The sequence below is a fragment of the Dryocola clanedunensis subsp. sulfonylureivorans genome, assembly GCF_016756775.1.
Taxonomy (GTDB): Bacteria; Pseudomonadota; Gammaproteobacteria; order Enterobacterales; family Enterobacteriaceae; genus Dryocola; species Dryocola clanedunensis.
On record NZ_JAERMU010000012.1, the window covers coordinates 160773 to 179312 of the forward strand.

The following is an 18540-nucleotide window of genomic DNA, read 5'->3' on the forward strand; positions in this document are numbered from 1 at the left end:
CGCAAAATTCGGGTCAGTACTTATGTCTGCTGCCAGGTTTCGATAACCCGGCTGTCATCACGTTGTCCCAGGCCAGCTTTTGCTGCGGCCTCATAGCGGGCGTTAGCGACTTTCAGCAGCGGAATCTCTGCCTGGCACGCCGTTGCAGCATCCACCACCAGACCGCTGTCTTTAACGAAGATGTTAATGGCGCTGGAAACTGCCACATCCGTACTCAGCAGCATTCGCGGCCCCCTATCTGACAGCATCCAGGAGCCCGCCGCGCCTCCCTCCACCAGCGGTAAAACCTGCGCCGGATCTAATCCGAGCGATTGCGCAAGGCTCAGGGCTTCGGCCGCGGCCACAATGTGGATGGAGCAGAGATGCTGGTTAATCACTTTGATGCCCTGCCCGTCACCGGCCCGTTTGCCGACCATCTGCACCCTGCCCATAGCACTCAGCACCGGCGCGACGTGGTTGACCGCATCCTCATCACCTGCCGCAAAGATCACCAGCTCTCCTGTACTGGCTCGGGCGGTGCCGCCAGTCACCGGGGCATCTATCACCCTGGCACCTGCCTGCTGTAGCTGGTCTGCGGCTACAATTATTGCGGCGGGGCCGACCGTGGACATGATCGCCCAGTACTGGCCGGACACATTCGGCAAAGCCTCCTCAACCAAAGCTGCCAGCTGTTGTGGCGTGGCAACCATGACCACGACGACATCAGCTTTCCCTGTCAGGGTGTATCGCTCTACCGACGCTATCCCCTGCTCGCTTGCTCGCTGCCGTGAAGCTTCAGCGACATCAACACCCTGTACTTCATGCCCCGCCGCCTTTATCTGTAATGCCATTGGCAGCCCAATGGCCCCTACGCCGATGAATACAACTTTCATTTCGTGCTCCTTATACAAGCCAGCCTTTAACAGCGCAGACCAGAGATGAAGTAGAGAGACCATAGCGATCGTGTAGCGTAGGCAGCGCGCCGGCGGCCAGAAACTCGTCCGGAAGTCCGATATGACGGAACTCGGGCATGACCTGCGCCCGCATTAATGCAGCCGCTACCGCCTCGCCAAGGCCCCCCACTACGCTGTGGTTTTCAACCACGACGACCAGCCGTCCGCTGCGGCGGCACAATTCGAGAATAGTGTCGGTATCAAGAGGCTTGATGGTAGGCACGTGCAGCACGGCGACGTCGACATTGTCCCGCGCCAGGGCCTTTGCTGCTTCCAGCGATCGCATCGTCATGATGCCGCTGGAGATAAACAGTACGTCGCGCCCGTCCTGCAGCAGTTTGGCTTTCCCCAGCTCAAACTGATAATCGTACTCATCCAGTACCAGCGGCACTTTCCCGCGCAGCAGACGCATGTACACCGGGCCTGGGTGATCGGCCGCCGCGGCGACGGCCTGTTCGGTATCAAGCGCATCGCAGGGATCAATGATGGTCAGATTCGGGATGCCGCGCATCAACGCAATATCTTCAGTTGCCTGATGGCTGGAGCCATACCCGGTAGTGAGGCCGGGCAGCGCCGCGCAAATCTTCACATTAAGGTTTTCTTCGGCTATCACCTGATGAATGAAATCGTAAGCGCGCCGGGTGGCAAACACAGCATAGGTTGTCGCGAAGGGAATCATTCCCTCTTTGGCCATGCCACCGGCAGCGCCCATCAGCAGCTGCTCCGCCATTCCCATCTGAAAATGGCGCTCCGGGTAGGCCCCGGCGAAGATGTGCAGGTCGGTGTATTTCGATAAATCTGCGGTAATCCCTACGATAGCTGGCCGTGTCCGCGCCGCCTTGACGAGCGCATGCCCAAAAGGCGCTGATACGGTTCTCTGCCCCTCTGACGCAATGGAAGCAATCATGGCCGAGGTGGTTAAACGTGGTTTCTTATCTGCAACGTTGCTCATGTGCGTGCCTCCTCAGCCCGATCAAGAATCGCTATGGCCTTTTGCCACTCATCTGCATCAACCCGAATGAAGTGGTTCTTTTCCCGCTCTTCAAGAAACGGAACGCCCTTGCCCATCAGCGTATCGAGCAGAATGACGCGAGGTTTGGGTTCTTTCAGCTGGCGGGCGCGGTCAAATGCCGCTTTGACAGCCGCGATATCGTTGCCGTCGACGCGCTGGACGTGCCAGCCAAATGCCTGCCACTTATCGGCCAGAGGCTCAAACCCCATAATTTTTTGGGAGGGACCGTCAGCCTGCTGCTGATTGATATCAACCAGCGTAATCAGGTTACCGAGCTGATGATGTGCGGCTGACATTGCCGCCTCCCAGGTAGCACCTTCATCAAGTTCACCATCAGACATTGAGTTGTAGACAAAGGCTGGGTTCCCTTTATGACGCAGCGCCAGCGCCATACCCACGGCGATGCTAAGACCCTGGCCGAGTGACCCCCCGGAAATCTCCATGCCTGGCGTATAGGTCGCCATCCCTGACATAGGCAGCCGGCTGTCATCCGATCCGTAAGTTTCCAACTCCTCTTCCGGGATCACCCCGGCTTCGATCAGCGCCGCGTAAAGCGCAATGGCATAGTGCCCATGGGACAGCAAAAAGCGGTCCCGACCTTCCCATTCAGGGTTTTGCGGATCGAATCGCAGGGCGTGACACCACGCCACAGCCAGCATATCGGCAAGCCCTAACGCCTGGCCAACGTATCCCTGCCCCTGAACTTCCCCCATCCTTAAGGCGAAGCGGCGTATGCGCCTCGCATGCCGTGCAAGTCGGGTAAGCGCCTCAGTCGATGCTGCTTCGGGATTTGCAATCGTGCTCATCTGCTGCTCCTTTTACTGGTTGAACATAAAACACAGGCTTCTCGGGTAGGTGTTCCCTCGACATGGTGCTAACTTATTCATGCATGTCGTTCATCTCTCATTAGTTCGAGGGGGGTTACTGAATGCGTAACTCACTGAGAATCCCTGTCTGTCGGTGCAGAAGATGAGGTTATGCTGTTTGGGTTCATGCTGACAAAAGCATTTAATGCAACTACTGGTGAAAAGGATTCATGAATGTCACTCCTGCGAAAAGCCCCTCTTAATCTGTTACGTGCCTTTGAAGCGGCGGGCCGCACGGGCGCTTTTTCACTGGCAGCAGCTGAGCTGGAACTCTCGCCCAGCGCAATCAGCCATGCCATTCGCAAGCTGGAAAATTTGATAGAAATCAGGCTCTTTCAGCGCAGCACGCGGGAAATCAAACTGACGAAAGAAGGGGAGATACTGTTTGAACATATCCAGCGCGGGTTTAACGAAATGCAGCAGGGGCTGTCATTAATCACGGCCGATGAATCAAGACCTCTGCGCCTTCATACCTCGCCCAGTTTTGCTCACCAGTGGCTGCTGCCGCGCCTCGGTAGTTTCATCCGCGAGAACCCCAACATTGACCTGCGGCTCTCAGCCAGCACGGACTATGCTCGTTTTGAGCAGGATGATTTTGACCTCGATATCATCTACGGCGAACCCGCCCCATCCCCCTATGAGAAGATCCCCCTCGCGGTTGAAGAACTGACGCCACTATGCTCGCCACTGCTGGCTGACAGGCTTCAGAGACCAGAAGATCTCTACGCAATGACACTGATTCAGTGCGATGTGCAGCTGTACCAATGGAAAGGATGGTTTCAGGCCAATGACATGAAGCCTCCCCGTCATTACGGACTTCGTTTCGACCGCAGCTTTATGGCGATTGCCGCAGCGGTGGACGGGTTAGGCGTAGTTCTGGAGTCAAACTTACTTGCAGAGCGCGAAATAGCGAGCGGCAGACTGGTTTGTCCGCTGTTGAAAAGCACAAGTGAAATTCATTATATCGGCCACTACCTGGTTTTCCCGCGGCACCAGCACATGCATTTTGCGCTGGAAGTGTTCAAAACGTGGCTGCTTAATGAGCTCAATCTGGCGCAGCTCAGATGATCGTGCTCACATTTTTTAGCGTTATATGAATGATGCTTTATTGTTAATTAATAGTTTTTTTGTGAGGATTCTCACCTCTTAATCCGCCAGGCCTCGTCAGTAAAGTGCAGATTGATATTTGCTGATGCGACAGACATCACAGATGACATGCCCGCAGCAGCAATCGGCTCTGCTGCTGCATCTCCTTCTATGGTTTTCGCGTGCTCCTCTGCGAAATAACAGGATAAATTTTTAAGCTGTGCCTCCTCGGTCGTTGTTACGCTGATGTGTACATACTGCGGCTTTCAGACGTAAAAAAACCGGGAATTGAGAGGAAAAATCATAGATGGGAGCTTAAATTGTAGGCCTCGTTCTTATATCGTTTTATTCACTGCAAACTCATCAATATTCCCATAACACCCTGATAACAGGCGACGTAAAACTGCACAACCCGTGCTCTGAAACAGCGTTTTTAATTCCTTTCCGGGTAACTTGCCTCTATAATACGCGCGTTCCTAACTTGAATGGTTTCAGCGCATTGGACTGCCTTTATAATAATCAAAATCGCACTTCCTTCCGGCAGGCTGAACCGCAAGCACACTTTCCTCTGCACGCTTTATGTCTGTCACCTATCCTTACCTGGTGTCGCTATAACATTATCAGCTTCAATTTCCGCTCCGGCGGCAGTGTCCACCGGAACCAGCTTTTAACAATCCTTCTCAACTTACAGATAAGACTGTCATGAAAAAGACTAAAATTGTTTGCACCATCGGTCCAAAAACCGAATCCGAAGAGATGCTGACCAAAATGCTCGACGCGGGCATGAACGTTATGCGTCTTAACTTCTCTCACGGTGACTATGCTGAACACGGCCAGCGCATCAAAAACCTGCGCAACGTGGTGGCTAAAACTGGTAAGAAAGCAGCTATCCTGCTGGATACCAAAGGTCCTGAAATCCGCACCATCAAACTGGAAGGCGGTAATGACGTCTCCCTGAAAGCTGGCCAGACCTTCACCTTCACCACGGACAAAACCGTTGTGGGTAACAGCGATATCGTTGCTGTGACTTACGAAGGCTTCACCAGCGACCTGAGCGTGGGTAACACCGTGCTGGTCGATGATGGCCTGATCGGTATGGAAGTGACCGCTATCGAAGGCAAAAACGTTGTTTGTAAAGTACTGAACAACGGCGACCTGGGCGAAAACAAAGGCGTTAACCTGCCGGGCGTTTCCATCGCGCTGCCAGCCCTGGCCGAGAAAGACAAACAAGACCTGATCTTCGGTTGTGAGCAAGGCGTTGACTTCGTTGCGGCTTCCTTTATCCGTAAGCGTTCTGACGTGGTTGAAATCCGTGAGCACTTAAAAGCCCACGGCGGCGAGAAGATCCAGATCATCTCCAAAATTGAAAACCAGGAAGGCCTGAATAACTTCGACGAAATCCTCGAAGCTTCTGACGGCATCATGGTTGCTCGTGGCGACCTGGGCGTTGAAATCCCGGTTGAAGAAGTTATCTTCGCGCAGAAGATGATGATCGAGAAATGCGTGCGCGCTCGTAAAGTGGTTATCACTGCGACGCAGATGCTTGACTCCATGATCAAAAACCCACGCCCTACTCGTGCAGAAGCGGGTGACGTTGCTAACGCCATCATCGACGGCACGGATGCAGTCATGCTGTCTGGCGAATCTGCGAAAGGGAAATACCCGCTGGAAGCTGTGACTATCATGGCAACCATCTGCGAACGTACTGACCGTGTGATGACCAGCCGTCTGGACAACAACCAGGACAGCCGTAAGCTGCGCATCACCGAAGCGGTATGTCGTGGTGCAGTAGAAACCGCTGAGAAACTGGAAGCGCCGCTGATTGTTGTGGCAACCCAGGGCGGTAAATCTGCTAAGGCCGTGCGTAAATACTTCCCGAACGCCACTATCCTTGCCCTGACCACCAACGAAGTTACCGCTCGTCAGCTCGTGCTGAGCAAAGGCGTTGTGCCACAGCTGGTGAAAGAAATTGCTTCTACCGATGATTTCTACCGTCTGGGTAAAGATGTGGCGCTGGAAAGTGGTCTGGCTCGTAAAGGCGATATCGTCGTGATGGTTTCCGGCGCGCTGGTTCCAAGTGGCACCACCAATACGGCATCTGTTCACGTTCTGTAATTAACCTTGCGAACGAATATTTTGTTAAAAAGCGCCTGCGGGCGCTTTTTTTATTGCCGCTTTAGACAAAAATAATAAAAAAGCAAATCGGCCTGAACTATTTAAGCGCGATTTTATTAAGATGAATCCGATGAAAACTCCCTGTTTTCTTAGTTTTTTTTAACTTTTCGCGCCGGTTCGGTGTTTCTTTGAGCGAACGATCAAATTTAAGTGCTTTCCCATCAAAAATTTATTCTCAACTCAAAAAACTTTGTGTAATACTTGTAGCGCTACATGGAGATTAACTCAATCTAGAGGGTATTAATAATGAATCGTACTAAACTGGTACTGGGCGCGGTAATCCTGGCTTCTACTATGCTGGCAGGTTGTTCTTCTAACGCTAAAATCGATCAACTGTCTTCTGACGTTCAGACTCTGAACGCTAAAGTTGATCAGCTGAGCAACGACGTGAACGCAATGCGTTCTGACGTTCAGGCTGCTAAAGACGACGCAGCTCGCGCTAACCAGCGTCTGGACAACCAGGCTCACTCTTACCGTAAGTAAGAGTACCTGTAATGAAAATGGCGCACATTGTGCGCCATTTTTTTTGCCTGAATCATTCCCGCCCTGAATATCTCCTCTAACGCATCACCACGCTACTTTGACCGCTGACCATGGTGTTTGTCGCCTCCGTGTCTGGCGCAGCGCCTGGAGCCGCCCTGACGCTCTGTACAGGCGCAATATTCACAGGTTGTGACGGAACACCCTGCTGCGCGTTCACCAGCACCGGATAACCAGCCCTTCTGACTATCGCACTGTCTACCTGTGCTTTATCACTTAAAGGATTGTCTATAAAGGCCCCAAAGGTGGCTGAGATGGCAATCGGAACAGTTTGAGGATTTTCCCAGTCATTACGCGACAGCGGCTGATGCACTTCCACATAGCGTTTGCCATCCGGCTCGGTGGTAAATTTCACTGGCTCATTGATGATTTCCACCCGTGTTCCCCAGGCGACCTGGCTGAATAGCGCTTTAATATCCGGCGCTCTCATCCGCATACATCCTGAGCTGACCCGTAGCCCGATACTGTTGCGGGCATTTGTCCCATGAATAAGATATTCCCCGCCCCCTTTCTCCAGACGCAGCGCGTAACGCCCCAGAGGATTGTTAGGCCCGGCGGGAACGACCGCAGGTAGACTGATCCCCTGAGCCAAAGAACGAGCGCGAATGTTCGCGGTAGGTGTCCAGGTAGGATTAGGGATCTTCTGGCTGATACGCGTGACCATTACCGGCGTTTCTCGGCCTAACTGGCCAATGCCTAATGGATAAACTTCTACGCGGTTTTGCCCGGGCGGAAAATAATACAGACGCAGCTCCGCCAGATTAATGACAATGCCTTCTCTTGGCGTATCCGGCAGAATCATTTGTGACGGAATAACTAACTCACTGCCCGCTTTTGGCAAAAAAGGATCTACCGTGTTGTTCGCTTCAAGCAATAACAGCACCCCAGTGTTGTATTTTGCCGCTACGGCTTCCAGATTTTTACCGTCATTCGGGACAACGTACGTCTGATTTTCGCCAATTATCCGGCTGCCCGGAGGGGGTAATAAATAATCAACGGCCCATGCCGACTGGCTTGCTGCCAGAGCGCTGAGAAAAACGAGAGTTATTTTCGTGAACGCGCATTTCATATTGTATTCCTGTATTCACCGGCGAATGCCGGAATGCTGAAGATCTGCGAGGTAATAAATTACCTCGCGTTAACAGGATGAAAGCTGTTCTTTAAGTTTAGCTAAGATTGGCGGCTTTGGTGCGGATGGCGCGGATCATTGCCTCCAGCCCCTGAGAGCGGGAAGGCGTGAGGTGCTGGGCAAGCGCCAGCTTTTCAAACCAGGGACGCACGTCGAAAGCAACAATATCCTGCGGCGTCATCTGGTGATAAAGAATAAACACGACTGCAATCAGCCCTTTGACAATGGCAGCGTCACTGTCTCCTTTAAGCGTTATGACGCCGTCCGGCTGCTGCTCCATCACAATCCACACCTTGCTCTGGCAGCCCTGGATGATATTGGCAGGCGCGTGCTGTTCCGGCGCAAGCTCCGGCAGGCGCCCGCCCAGCTCGATGATGTACAGATACTTCTCTTCCCAGTTCGCACAGCGGCTGAAGTTCTTCAGCAGTTTCTCTTTGTCTGGCAGCGTGGCCATAGCGTTCTCCCTGTCAGCCCAGCAGACGGTGGATGCGTTGCAGCCCGGCCACCAGCCTGTCCACCTCTTCTTCGGTGTTATACATCGCAAAGGATGCGCGACACATCGCCGGAACCTGATAATGTGCCATCAGCGGCATTGCGCAGTGGTGCCCTGTTCTTACGGCGATGCCGTAGTTATCCAGGAAGCTGCCCACGTCGTACGCATGATGTTTGCCAAGGTTAAAGGCGATGACGCCAAGCCGGCTGTCCGGCCCGTATACTGTCAGGTCCGACACGGTTTTTAACGCCTGCTGAGCATAGCGCATCAGCGTTTGCTCGTACTCGCCAATCTCCTGCAGCCCCAGGCTCTCTACGTAACGCAGCGCGGCGCCCAGGCCGATAATCCCTGCGGTGTTTGGCGTACCTGCCTCAAAACGCCAGGGCGCGGCGGCATACGTCGTGCCTTCGGTCAGGCTGACGGTGGCGATCATCGAGCCGCCCCCTTCCCACGGCTGCATGTCCTGCAAAATTTCGTCGCGCGCATAGAGGACGCCAATACCTGTTGGGCCGTAAATTTTATGGCCCGAGAACAGATAGAAATCGCAGTCCAGCGCCTGCACGTCAACCGCGTGGTGCATGATGGCCTGCGCGCCGTCCACCAACACTTTAATACCCGCCTGATGGGCGGTGGCAATCATTTCGCGAACCGGGTTTTCAGTGCCCAACACGTTCGAAACGTGGGTTATCGCCAGCAGCCTGGTCCGCTCGTCAATCAGCGTCGGGAACACTTCCAGCGCCAGGGTGCCGTCAGCATTGAGCGGGATCACCCGCAGCGTGGCTCCCGCCTGTTCGCAAAGCATCTGCCACGGCACGATATTCGCGTGGTGCTCCATGGCGGAGATAATAATGTTATCCCCGGCCCGGACGTTCGCCCGCCCCCAGCTGTTCGCCACCAGGTTAATGCCCTCGGTGGTGCCGCGCACGAAGACGATCTCCTCCGGCACTTTTGCATTAACGAAGCTGGCAACCTGATTGCGGACGCTTTCCATCAGCTGCGTAGCTTCCGCGCTCAGCGTGTGTATACCGCGGTGCACCGCAGCATAGCCGTGGCTGTAGAAATCCAGCTCGGCGTCAATCACCGCCTGCGGTTTCTGAGCGCTGGCGGCGCTGTCGAGATAGACCAGCGGCTGGCCGTTGACCTCCCGGCTTAAAATCGGGAAATCGGCACGCACCTGGTCGATTGAAAAACTCATGCTTCGCCCCCTGCAAAGCGCTGGCCGATCCTCGCCAGCACCTGCTGTTTTAACGCCTCGTCGTGGATGCTTTCCGTCAGCTCAGCGGCAAAGGCGTAGATAATCATCTGCTGTGCGGCCCGCTCATTGATGCCGCGCGAGCGCAGGTAGAACATCTGTTCATCGTCGATGCGGCCAATGGTTGCGCCGTGGCTGCACTTAACGTCATCGGCATAAATTTCAAGCTGCGGCTTGGTATCAACCTCTGCCAGACGCCCTAACAGCAGGTTGTTGTTGGTCATCTGCCCGTCGGTTTTGATCGCATGCTGCGCCACTTTAATCATGCCGTTAAACACCGCACGCCCTTTGTCACGCACTATGGTTTTATGCAGCTGGCGGCTGTTGCAGTAGCCTTTGTTGTGCTCAAGCCAGGTGCGCGTATCGCACACTTCGTTGTTCACCGGCAGCGCCAGGCTGTTCATGCGCAGCGTGGTATTTTCGCCGTTGAGCTGGGTGCTGGTGTTGTGGCGCAATACTGCGGCCCCGAGCAGGAAGCTGTTGCTTTCCACCGTTGCGTCCTGCGCAACAACCAGATCGTTGTGGGCAAAGTGGTAGCCCCGCGCGTTTTCAAACGCCAGCTTGTAATGCCGGAGCTGGGCGTTGGCCGCTACATCGGCAGTCAGGCGCGAACCGGTAAAATGCGGCTGTTCATCAAAGCTGACGTAATGTTCGATGACGGTCGCACGCGCGCCTTCCCCCAGCGTCAGATGATGCCGGTAGTGCGCGGTATTCATCTCACCCTGCCCGCTGCCCCGGCTGATATGCATCAGCAGCAATGCTTTGGCAGGATTGTGATTGCGCGCCACCTGAATGTGAGTGACCTTTTCGGCCAGGCTTTCCGTCAGATGCAGGAAAACCTCTCCCTGTACCGCCGCAGGCAATGACTGACGTGGGGCATCGAAATTAATCTCATAACCGCTATTGGTCAGATCGTCGCTAAGCTCTGCGCTGTAGCGCCCGTCAACAAAGACCAGCCGCCACGCATCTCCCGGCAAGGCGAGCGCATCGCGCTCCGGCTTCGTTACCGCCTGCGGGGCTGGCAGAACAAACTGATTATTCAGCAGGCCTTCCAGCGGCGTGTATTTCCAGTTCTCGTGCTTGCGGGTTGGCAGGCCCAGACGCAGCATCTGCTGCATGTGTTCCTGGGCCTCTTTGCTGCGCCCGTCGCCGCCAGCCTCGAACAGGTGGTGCCACTGCTGAAGAGCGTTGCCGCTACTGCTGTTCGGTAAGCCAGCCATAACCCTGCTCCTCAAGTTGTTTCACCAGACTGAAATCACCCGATTTCACAATGCGCCCCTGATAAAGTACGTGGACAAAGTCAGGCTTAATGTAGTCCAGGATGCGCTGGTAGTGGGTGACGATGACGAAGGCACGGTTACCGTCGCGCAGGGAGTTCACCCCTTCCGCCACGATTTTCAGGGCGTCGATGTCCAGACCGGAATCCGACTCATCCAGGATGCACAGCTCAGGCTCCAGCACCGCCATTTGCAGAATGTCATTGCGTTTCTTCTCGCCGCCGGAAAAGCCGACGTTGACCGAGCGGGTCAGCAGATCTTCCGGCATTTTCAGCAGTTTGATTTTTTCTTCCATCAAATCCTGGAAGTCGAAACGGTCGAGTTCCTCCTGGCCGCGATATTCGCGCACCGCATTCAGCGCGGTTTGCAGAAAGAACTGGTTGCTGACGCCGGGAATTTCCACTGGATACTGGAATGCCATGAAGATGCCTTCGCCGGCGCGCTCTTCCGGGGATAGTTCCAGCAGATCTTTGCCTTTGAAATGCACCTGTCCGCCGGTGACTTCATAGTCGTCGCGCCCGGCCAGCGTGGCAGAAAGCGTACTTTTCCCTGAGCCGTTCGGCCCCATAATGGCATGGACTTCGCCCGGCTTGATGTCGAGGCTTAAGCCACGCAGGATCTCTTTGTCCTCAACGCTAACCTGCAAATCTTTAATGCTTAACATAGTGTTCCCTTAATCTTTAACCGACGCTGTGTTCGAGGCTAATCGCTAATAGTTTTTGTGCTTCCACCGCGAATTCGAGCGGCAGCTCAGAGAAGACGTCCTTACAGAAGCCGTTGACGATCATCGAAATCGCATCGTCCTGGGCAATACCGCGCTGTAAACAGTAGAACAGCTGATCTTCACCGATACGCGACGTGGTGGCTTCGTGCTCCAGCTGTGCCGTATTGTTACGGCACTCCACGTACGGGAAGGTATGCGCCCCGCTGTCCGGGCCGATAAGCATTGAGTCGCACTGGGTGAAGTTGCGGGCGTTGGTCGCCGTCGGCATGATTTTCACCAGCCCGCGATAGCTGTTCTGGCTGTGACCTGCGGAGATCCCCTTCGAGATAATCGTCGATTTGGTGTTTTTGCCGATGTGGATCATCTTGGTGCCGGTGTCCGCCTGCTGATGCCCGGCGGTCAGCGCCACGGAGAAAAATTCGCCGATGGAGTTATCGCCGCGCAGGATCACGCTCGGATACTTCCAGGTAATAGCCGAGCCGGTTTCCGACTGCGTCCAGGACATCTTGCTGTTCTCGCCTTCGCACAGCGCGCGCTTGGTCACGAAGTTAAGAATGCCGCCGGTATTGCCGTCGCCGGGGAACCAGTTCTGCACCGTGGAGTATTTCACCTCCGCATCGCGATGAATGATGACTTCCACCACCGCCGCGTGAAGCTGGTAGCTGTCGCGAACCGGCGCTGAACAACCTTCGATATAGCTGACGTAGCTGCCTTCGTCGGCAATCAGAATGGTACGTTCGAACTGGCCGGTTTTTTCCGCGTTGATGCGGAAGTAGGTAGACAGCTCCATCGGGCAGCGCACGCCCTTCGGCACATAGATAAAGGTGCCGTCGGAAGCTACCGCTGCGTTGAGCGCGGCGAAGAAGTTATCGTTGCTCGGCACGACCGTGCCCAGATATTTTTTCACCAGGTCAGGGAATTCGTGAATGGCCTCGCCAAAGGAGCAGAAGATGATCCCCTGCTCGGAAAGCTTCTCACGATAGGTTGTTGCTACGGAGACGGAGTCGAAAATTGCATCCACCGCAACCTCTGAACCTTCGCGCACCGGCACGCCCAGCTGCTTAAAGGCGTCTTCCACTTCCCCTGTCAGGTAAGCATTGCTGCCCGGCTGCTGAACGGCGCCAGGCTGGGATTCACAGTTATCATCGCAGCTGCCGCAGGAGGGAGCCGAATAGTAACTGTAATCCTGATAGTTAAGCTTTTCGTAGTTCGCCTTCAGCCAGTGCGGCTCTTCCATCTGCACCCAGGCACGGTAGGCATTCAGGCGAAATTCCAGCATCCACTCCGGCTCGTTGCGTCGGGCAGAGATGGCCCGCACCACCTCCTCATTGATGCCGTGCGCCATTTCGTCGGTCTTCAGCTGGGTGAAAAAGCCCTCTTTATAATGATGGCTACCCGCCCAGGTTTGTACTTCGTCAGACGTTTCAGTATTACGTGACATAATCCCGCCTACACCCCAAAGCTTTCGCCGCAGCCACATTCGTGCTGCGCTTTCGGGTTGTTGAATTTGAAAATCTCGTTTAATCCTTCGCGCACGTAGTCAACCTCGGTGCCGTCGATAAACGGCATGGCCGACAGCGGAACCCACAGCTTTGCCCCCTCCATTTCAAAGAGGAGGTCGTCCTTGTGGGGTTCTGTAACGGTATCCAGCACGTAGCCGAATCCGGCGCAGCCGGTCTGTTTGATGCTCAGCCGCACGCCGAGCAGGTCCGGCTGCTGGCCTGCCAGCTTACGAATATGCGCGCCCGCCTCTGGCGTCAGCGTCAGCCCCTGCCAGGCGAATTCATTGGGATCGAAGCTACCGGTTTGCACATCCATAGTTCACCTCACTGTTAAAAGCGCCCAAAGGCCGATGCCCCTATGTTAATGATAACTATTATCAATACAACATCCTGATAACAGGGGTATTCGCGAAATGCTGTTTTTTTGGACGTCTTTACTAAGGATAGACCCTGTGCAAACTCTTGCAGATGGCGAAAAGAGCTGTTTAAGCCGCTGAAACAATGGGGTTTTGACCGGCAGTACGCGGCCTGAGCGGTAGAAAGCAAAAGATGTATAGAGAATATCTATTTAATTGAGAGGTAAAAGCAAAAACGATGGCGCGGGCCGAAAGCCCGCGCTTGAGAAAAGGGAAATGAAAATCAGGAAGCATTCAGCAGCGATTTAGTCGCTTCCAGCGCATCAACCGCGCACTGCTGATCGAGATTACCGCCTGGCGCTCCGCCAATACCTATTGCACCGATGGTCTGGCTATCGACCTTCACCGGCACGCCGCCGCCAAGCAGCAGGAAGCCCGGAATGTCACGCAGGTTTTGTGCGCCCGCATTTTCCTGAGAATTCTTCATGACGTCACCCGTTACGGATTTTGTGCTGAGGGCGGTAAAGGCTTTCATGCGGCTCGCTTCCAGGGTGTGTGGGCCTGCATTGTCCATGCGCTTAACCACTTTCACCACCCCACCGCGATCCACCACGGTAACCGCTACGTTATAGTTTTTCGCGCTACAGGCCTCAACGGCTTTCTGCGCTAGCTGCTCGGCGTATTCCAGAGAAATATTCTTTTCGGTCAGCACGCCTGCGGCGAACGCGGGAATAACGGCGGTGCTGCCGAACAGGACAGCGGTTAACAGCAGTGTTTTTTTCATGTTTTTTCCCTTAACTCGGAACTCGGAAGATGGTTTACGTGAGTTAAGGTACCGAAACGTGGGGGGCGGCACTATTCGGACGAATACCAGGCGGACCAGGTAATTTTACGTAGTACCGTCCGGCCCCTGTAATCCGCCATAAATATTAATGAGCTTCGCCAGCGAGTTAATTTCCAGCCGGGCAAAAAGGCTGGCGCGATGGGCTTCAACCGTTCGCGGCGAGAGGTTGAGATCTTTTGCCATCTCTTTGTTGGATTTCCCCTGCATGATTAGCGCCATGACCTCCTGTTCACGGGCCGAGAGCGTGGCGAGCTTAGCCTGCAAATCAGCAAACTTCTCCCGTTCCTGTTCTTGCTGACGCTGCTGCTCAAGCGCTGCGCTCACGGTTTCTATCAGCAGGTCGGCGTCTACGGGCTTGGTCAGAAATTCAAACGCGCCGTTTTTGAACGCCCGGCGGCAGAGATCGATATTGCCATGCCCGGTCATCATGATAACGGGAAGGGAAAAGCCTTCCGGCAGGCCGCTCTCCAGCAGCGCCAGCCCCGATTTGCCCGGCATGCGGATATCCAGCAGCAGACAGCCGCTAAGGGAAGGCAAATCCCCTTCGCCCTGCTGAAAACTCTGCACGCTGTCATAGGCTTTCGTTTCCCAGCCCATGGTTGCCAGCAGGGCGCTCAGCGAAAGGCGAATAGCTTCGTCGTCATCAACAAGGTAAATGTACTGCGTCATGCTGTCTCCTGCCCGAGAAGGGGGAATGTCAGGGTAAAACAGGCTCCCCCGGTTGCGCTGTTTGCCGCCGCGATGCTGCCGCCATACCTTTGCACCAGCGTCTCCGTCAGCGCCATCCCCAGCCCCAGGCCTTCTGCCCGGGTGGTGAAGAACGGCATAAACACCTGCAGCAGGCCCTGTTCGGACAGCCCTGGCCCGCCGTCAGTGATGCTGATAACCAGATTTTCACTCTGCTGCCCGGCGTCGATAGCCACCCACGCTTTACCGTCGGGCGTCCCCTGCTGCGCATAAATGGCGTTGCTGAGCAGATTGTGAAGGATTTGTTCAACGGCCAGCGGTGAGGCGCGCAGCTTCGGCAATTTTTCCGGCAGCCTGTTAATAATGGATACCCGCCCTTTCGCCAGTTCATATTCCAGCAGCGTCACCACCCTCGCCCAGATCTCATTCAGGTCTACCGGCTGCAGAGCCTGCTCATCGCTGTTAATTTTTTCCTTCAGCGACGTTAACAACGCGCTGATGCGTTTTGTCTGCACCACCGAAGCGTCCAGCAGCGGCAGCGCTTTATCTGCCTTGTCCTGACCAATGAGCCGCTGCGCAGTTTGCGAATAGCTGAGGATGGCGGTCAGCGGCTGATTCAGCTCATGGACCATCCCGGCGGCAATTTCTCCCATCGCGTTCAGACGGGATATTTCAGAGAAGTGCGCGCGCAGGTCTGCGATATTGCGCTGCCGCATCGTAGCCTGATACTGGGTATAAAAGTAGATAACCGCAGCCCAGGTAAAGCCGAGCAGGATCATCAGCAGCCAGGGCATGTGCCGCCAGTCCGGGTTATTGGTAACCGCTAAATGAAGCGGCTGCGACGGGCTGTGAATCAGTTTGTCCCAGCGCCACCAGTCATCCGTACCCTTTTCCCCTCTCGTGATGAGATGCTTATCCTGCCAGCGCAGGCTTAAGTGGTGAAAAGGCTGATTACGGATGACGTCTGCCAGCAAAGTTGGCAAATCGATAAGCAGCGAACCCTGCGGGGAGTTCAGCCAGTAGGTTCCCGGCCGGTCGGGGTTCAGGTCAGGCTTTGGCGGCTGATGCGGCTGCGTTTGCCAGCGTAAAATATAGGGAAATTTTTGCTGAACCTCAGCCGGATCGCTGCTGTTGGAGAGCAGCGAAAGAATAACGTCGTTTTGAGAGAGCTTAACGGTGATATCGCGGTACAGGATACGGAACTCCGCGCTCTGGTCTTCGTACTGCTGATGCAACGAATAGACGACGATGCCGCCCCCTGAAAGCAGGGTCAGCAATAGCCAGATAAGCCCCTTGACCATCCTTTTACAGCCAGCCTTTCTGGATAAAGGTTTCCCGGGTCGCCTCATTCAAATCATAACGATGCAGATCGGCAGGTTTCACCCAGACAGTCTCCTGAAACTCTTCATTAAACGTCACCTGACGATTAGCGCTGACGCAGTCAAAAATCAGGTAAATCATGTAAATCTCTTCTTTACTGCCATCGGCGTAAGTTTTGATGCGCACGTCATCCCGGAACGTCCAGGGCTGAACATGGGTGATATGCAACGCTTCGCCAAGCTCTTCGGCTATCTCACGCCGCAGCGCCTGCTCAACGTTTTCCCCAGGCTCCATCCCGCCGCCCGACAGAGCCCACTGGCCGGGGAATACGCCCCGGTCACCAGCCATCTTACAAAGCAGAATCTCACCGTTATTTTCAATAACAGGACAAACAATAACCCGCTGACGCATGTGACCTCCCGTGTCTTTTTGATGGTGTGACATTAGCAGATTTGGTGGCAGGCGTCGTGGGTGAGGACAGAGTGAAACGAATATTTGCGAGGCATTTTCCAGAATTTTTTCATGCAGTTGTTTTTGCCACTGAAATAAAAATAAAGTCACGACTTCAAGCTGCATGGCCGTTCGGTCCAGGTGTGAAACCTCGTACTCAGTACGAAATTAAATCTTGACGATCGCACGGAGTACGATTATAAAATCAGCACAGGGAAGAGATGAAAATGGAATGCTTTGAATTTATTGAAACCCCTACGTTTGTCAGACAATGCGAAGGGTTGCTGGACGACGATACCTTCCAGGAGCTCCAAGTTTACCTGATGAAACGCCACATGGACGGCGACACCATCAGAAATACCGGTGGCTGCCAAAAGCTTCGCTGGTGCAGACCCGGGGCAGGTAAACGAGGGGGTGTTCGGGTGATTTATTATGTCCTCACTCGTCGGGGCAGGCTTTATCTGCTGTCTCTGTATGCGAAAAACGTCAAAGAAGATCTCACTCAAGCGGAAAAGACGCAGCTTAAACGGCTAACCCAACAGATGGATCAGCTCCAGAAGGAGGGTCCGCCAGCGAATTTAAGGAGTACGTTATGGATAAACAACTTTTCACTGAGCTTGTACAAAGCATGGAAGAAATGGTGGCAATTGAGAAAGGGGAAATGCAGCCCGCCCGTGTCCATCGACACCCGCTACCGGACGTTAAAGCCCTGCGTGAGGCGACTGGACTGAAGCAGGATGAATTTGCCCGCGCCGTTGGCGTCAGCCCCTCTCTGGTGCAGAGCTGGGAGCAAAAACGCCGCTTTCCATCAGGCTCCGCGCTTAAAATACTGCTGATGCTGGACCATAACCCGGCCATTATTAACGATCTGCTCGCTATATAATGGCAACGCCAGCCACTCTGCTTTGTTCTCCCTTATAGCCCACGGGCGAACAAAGCAATTCATTGTAATTATATTTCCCCAGCCATATATAAATCTGAACAGTCGTTTTTTCATTCTTTGCAACTTCGCAAAATAGTTTGCGAGGCACTTTCCAGACTCCCAAACCGCCGGTTTTCTTCTCCTCTGGATATAGATACAGTTAATCCGCACCTGCAAAATCAGGTGCCAGGATTGGCGTCCTGAACATTAATGAAGTTATACTCGCAGTTCGCTGATTTATGGTGGGCTGGATGGGGGCATCTGCAGATGCGCCGTTTCATTAGTGTCGGTACGCCAACCCTGTTCAGTCCGCCACCAGCGAACCTGGCGTTTCCTGTGGCGGTTTTACAAAACACTAATGGAAACCGACACAATGAATGTGAATACTCTTTTCCCCATCCCGGTAGCTATTAATACCCATAACCTCGACGTAATCGATCTGGCCGAACGCTGTGAATTATTAGCCGATATATTAATCGACAGCGAAAGCCCAACGGAATGCGTCGTCCTCTGTAATCACCTTCACGCGCATCTGGAAGCATTAAAAGAAAATCTGGACAGGCCGCTGCCCGCTTCGCGTATTGAGCAATTATCAGTCGATCATCCCTCTGAATTCCCACCTTCCCGGGAGTTTGCGGATTCCGATGATTTATGTGATTACAGCCAGGCGCTGGCACGCGTATTAAGTTGCCATGCATTACCGCGCCAGACGGCGCAGCAGCTAAGCGGGCTGTTAATGCGGCTGGTCAATACGCTGGTGGAGGATTTAAAAACGCCGCGTTTCTTACGCGCCAAAGCACAGATGGTTTGAGGACTTTGTAGGGCTAATAAGCGACAAAGGGTTTGAGGACTTTGTAGCTACCGTCTTGAACGTCAAGCGGTAGCTGCATAATTTTCATCCCATGGCAGGCGTGTTTTAAGCACCCCGAAGCACATGTGCACCAGCTTGCGCATTACTGCACCCAGCGCCGCC

19 protein-coding genes and 1 pseudogene are annotated in these 18540 nt (G+C 54.2%); 6 read left to right on the forward strand and 14 right to left on the reverse strand.

Annotation, left to right across the window (positions count from 1 at the left end; translation table 11 throughout):
- Positions 1 to 20: 20 nt before the first annotated feature.
- Genes HYQ67_RS14405 through HYQ67_RS14415 form a run of 3 tightly spaced genes read right to left on the reverse strand, consistent with a single transcriptional unit; the run spans position 21 to position 2750 of the window.
- Positions 21 to 872: an NAD(P)-dependent oxidoreductase gene (locus tag HYQ67_RS14405; protein WP_202304404.1), complete on the reverse strand. Its 852-nt coding sequence runs from the start codon at positions 870 to 872 to the stop codon at positions 21 to 23.
- Between the two features lie 10 nt (positions 873 to 882).
- Positions 883 to 1884: a transketolase family protein gene (locus HYQ67_RS14410; RefSeq protein WP_202304406.1), complete on the reverse strand. Its 1002-nt coding sequence runs from the start codon at positions 1882 to 1884 to the stop codon at positions 883 to 885.
- Positions 1881 to 2750 (reverse strand): transketolase, encoded by an 870-nt coding sequence (locus HYQ67_RS14415; protein ID WP_202304408.1) that lies wholly within the window; start codon positions 2748 to 2750, stop codon positions 1881 to 1883. The genes HYQ67_RS14410 and HYQ67_RS14415 overlap by 4 nt, the downstream gene beginning before the upstream one ends.
- Before the next feature lie 234 nt (positions 2751 to 2984).
- On the opposite strand from HYQ67_RS14415, the gene HYQ67_RS14420 reads away from it, so the two are divergent.
- The 3 genes from HYQ67_RS14420 to HYQ67_RS14430 all read left to right on the forward strand — a co-directional run bounded on the left by HYQ67_RS14420 (position 2985) and on the right by HYQ67_RS14430 (position 6554).
- Positions 2985 to 3878 carry a LysR substrate-binding domain-containing protein gene (locus tag HYQ67_RS14420; protein WP_202304410.1) on the forward strand — a complete coding sequence of 298 codons (894 nt, stop codon included), beginning with the start codon at positions 2985 to 2987 and terminating at the stop codon, positions 3876 to 3878.
- Between the two features lie 720 nt (positions 3879 to 4598).
- Positions 4599 to 6011: a pyruvate kinase PykF gene (gene pykF / locus HYQ67_RS14425; RefSeq protein WP_202304412.1), complete on the forward strand. Its 1413-nt coding sequence runs from the start codon at positions 4599 to 4601 to the stop codon at positions 6009 to 6011.
- A 306-nt stretch (positions 6012 to 6317) separates the two neighbouring features.
- Positions 6318 to 6554: a major outer membrane lipoprotein gene (locus HYQ67_RS14430; protein WP_034455915.1), complete on the forward strand. Its 237-nt coding sequence runs from the start codon at positions 6318 to 6320 to the stop codon at positions 6552 to 6554.
- Between the two features lie 76 nt (positions 6555 to 6630).
- Here HYQ67_RS14430 and ldtE read toward each other — a convergent pair whose 3' ends face one another.
- From ldtE to nudI, 11 genes are all read right to left on the reverse strand, one after another.
- Entirely contained in the window at positions 6631 to 7680 is a 1050-nt protein-coding gene (gene ldtE / locus HYQ67_RS14435) for a L,D-transpeptidase LdtE (RefSeq protein WP_202304414.1), read from the reverse strand.
- Positions 7681 to 7777: 97 nt separating this feature from the next.
- The gene (sufE, locus tag HYQ67_RS14440) at positions 7778 to 8194 is read right to left on the reverse strand and encodes a cysteine desulfuration protein SufE (RefSeq protein WP_202304416.1); all 417 of its coding nucleotides are present in this window, start codon (positions 8192 to 8194) and stop codon (positions 7778 to 7780) included.
- A gap of 13 nt (positions 8195 to 8207) precedes the next feature.
- Positions 8208 to 9428, reverse strand: coding sequence for a cysteine desulfurase SufS (gene sufS, locus HYQ67_RS14445; RefSeq protein ID WP_202304418.1), 1221 nt, complete (start codon positions 9426 to 9428; stop codon positions 8208 to 8210).
- Positions 9425 to 10705, reverse strand: a complete 1281-nt coding sequence (gene sufD, locus HYQ67_RS14450) for a Fe-S cluster assembly protein SufD (RefSeq protein ID WP_202304420.1) — start codon at positions 10703 to 10705, stop codon at positions 9425 to 9427. The genes sufS and sufD overlap by 4 nt, the downstream gene beginning before the upstream one ends.
- Positions 10680 to 11426 (reverse strand): Fe-S cluster assembly ATPase SufC, encoded by a 747-nt coding sequence (gene sufC, locus HYQ67_RS14455; RefSeq protein ID WP_202304422.1) that lies wholly within the window; start codon positions 11424 to 11426, stop codon positions 10680 to 10682. Before sufC ends, sufD begins: the two co-directional genes overlap by 26 nt.
- Before the next feature lie 16 nt (positions 11427 to 11442).
- The gene (gene sufB, locus HYQ67_RS14460; protein WP_202304424.1) at positions 11443 to 12927 is read right to left on the reverse strand and encodes a Fe-S cluster assembly protein SufB; all 1485 of its coding nucleotides are present in this window, start codon (positions 12925 to 12927) and stop codon (positions 11443 to 11445) included.
- Positions 12928 to 12935: 8 nt separating this feature from the next.
- Positions 12936 to 13304, reverse strand: coding sequence for a Fe-S cluster assembly scaffold SufA (sufA, locus tag HYQ67_RS14465; protein WP_202304436.1), 369 nt, complete (start codon positions 13302 to 13304; stop codon positions 12936 to 12938).
- A gap of 323 nt (positions 13305 to 13627) precedes the next feature.
- Positions 13628 to 14128, reverse strand: coding sequence for a GlcG/HbpS family heme-binding protein (locus tag HYQ67_RS14470; protein ID WP_202304438.1), 501 nt, complete (start codon positions 14126 to 14128; stop codon positions 13628 to 13630).
- A gap of 105 nt (positions 14129 to 14233) precedes the next feature.
- Entirely contained in the window at positions 14234 to 14857 is a 624-nt protein-coding gene (locus HYQ67_RS14475; protein ID WP_202304439.1) for a response regulator transcription factor, read from the reverse strand.
- Positions 14854 to 16176 (reverse strand): sensor histidine kinase, encoded by a 1323-nt coding sequence (locus tag HYQ67_RS14480; RefSeq protein ID WP_202304441.1) that lies wholly within the window; start codon positions 16174 to 16176, stop codon positions 14854 to 14856. The genes HYQ67_RS14475 and HYQ67_RS14480 overlap by 4 nt, the downstream gene beginning before the upstream one ends.
- Positions 16177 to 16180: 4 nt before the next feature.
- Positions 16181 to 16606 carry a nucleoside triphosphatase NudI gene (gene nudI / locus HYQ67_RS14485; RefSeq protein ID WP_202304443.1) on the reverse strand — a complete coding sequence of 142 codons (426 nt, stop codon included), beginning with the start codon at positions 16604 to 16606 and terminating at the stop codon, positions 16181 to 16183.
- Between the two features lie 374 nt (positions 16607 to 16980).
- On the opposite strand from nudI, the pseudogene HYQ67_RS14490 reads away from it, so the two are divergent.
- The 3 genes and pseudogenes from HYQ67_RS14490 to HYQ67_RS14500 form a co-directional block, all read left to right on the forward strand.
- Positions 16981 to 17196, forward strand: a pseudogene (locus HYQ67_RS14490) (type II toxin-antitoxin system RelE/ParE family toxin); the annotation flags it as partial.
- A gap of 41 nt (positions 17197 to 17237) precedes the next feature.
- Complete coding sequence (gene nadS, locus HYQ67_RS14495) at positions 17238 to 17528, forward strand: NadS family protein (RefSeq protein ID WP_202304445.1); 291 nt, start codon at positions 17238 to 17240, stop codon at positions 17526 to 17528.
- Positions 17529 to 17940: 412 nt separating this feature from the next.
- Positions 17941 to 18378 (forward strand): hypothetical protein, encoded by a 438-nt coding sequence (locus HYQ67_RS14500; RefSeq protein WP_202304447.1) that lies wholly within the window; start codon positions 17941 to 17943, stop codon positions 18376 to 18378.
- The last annotated feature ends 162 nt before the right edge of the window (positions 18379 to 18540 follow it).

Bases quoted from the DNA above. Each gene is read 5' to 3' on its own strand.
- HYQ67_RS14405 (WP_202304404.1), bottom strand. From the start codon at position 872: ATGAAAGTTGTATTCATCGGCGTAGGGGCCATTGGGCTGCCAATGGCA.
- HYQ67_RS14410 (WP_202304406.1), bottom strand. From the start codon at position 1,884: ATGAGCAACGTTGCAGATAAGAAACCACGTTTAACCACCTCGGCCATG.
- HYQ67_RS14415 (WP_202304408.1), bottom strand. From the start codon at position 2,750: ATGAGCACGATTGCAAATCCCGAAGCAGCATCGACTGAGGCGCTTACC.
- HYQ67_RS14420 (WP_202304410.1), top strand. From the start codon at position 2,985: ATGTCACTCCTGCGAAAAGCCCCTCTTAATCTGTTACGTGCCTTTGAA.
- pykF (WP_202304412.1), top strand. From the start codon at position 4,599: ATGAAAAAGACTAAAATTGTTTGCACCATCGGTCCAAAAACCGAATCC.
- HYQ67_RS14430 (WP_034455915.1), top strand. From the start codon at position 6,318: ATGAATCGTACTAAACTGGTACTGGGCGCGGTAATCCTGGCTTCTACT.
- ldtE (WP_202304414.1), bottom strand. From the start codon at position 7,680: ATGAAATGCGCGTTCACGAAAATAACTCTCGTTTTTCTCAGCGCTCTG.
- sufE (WP_202304416.1), bottom strand. From the start codon at position 8,194: ATGGCCACGCTGCCAGACAAAGAGAAACTGCTGAAGAACTTCAGCCGC.
- sufS (WP_202304418.1), bottom strand. From the start codon at position 9,428: ATGAGTTTTTCAATCGACCAGGTGCGTGCCGATTTCCCGATTTTAAGC.
- sufD (WP_202304420.1), bottom strand. From the start codon at position 10,705: ATGGCTGGCTTACCGAACAGCAGTAGCGGCAACGCTCTTCAGCAGTGG.
- sufC (WP_202304422.1), bottom strand. From the start codon at position 11,426: ATGTTAAGCATTAAAGATTTGCAGGTTAGCGTTGAGGACAAAGAGATC.
- sufB (WP_202304424.1), bottom strand. From the start codon at position 12,927: ATGTCACGTAATACTGAAACGTCTGACGAAGTACAAACCTGGGCGGGT.
- sufA (WP_202304436.1), bottom strand. From the start codon at position 13,304: ATGGATGTGCAAACCGGTAGCTTCGATCCCAATGAATTCGCCTGGCAG.
- HYQ67_RS14470 (WP_202304438.1), bottom strand. From the start codon at position 14,128: ATGAAAAAAACACTGCTGTTAACCGCTGTCCTGTTCGGCAGCACCGCC.
- HYQ67_RS14475 (WP_202304439.1), bottom strand. From the start codon at position 14,857: ATGACGCAGTACATTTACCTTGTTGATGACGACGAAGCTATTCGCCTT.
- HYQ67_RS14480 (WP_202304441.1), bottom strand. From the start codon at position 16,176: ATGGTCAAGGGGCTTATCTGGCTATTGCTGACCCTGCTTTCAGGGGGC.
- nudI (WP_202304443.1), bottom strand. From the start codon at position 16,606: ATGCGTCAGCGGGTTATTGTTTGTCCTGTTATTGAAAATAACGGTGAG.
- nadS (WP_202304445.1), top strand. From the start codon at position 17,238: ATGGATAAACAACTTTTCACTGAGCTTGTACAAAGCATGGAAGAAATG.
- HYQ67_RS14500 (WP_202304447.1), top strand. From the start codon at position 17,941: ATGAATGTGAATACTCTTTTCCCCATCCCGGTAGCTATTAATACCCAT.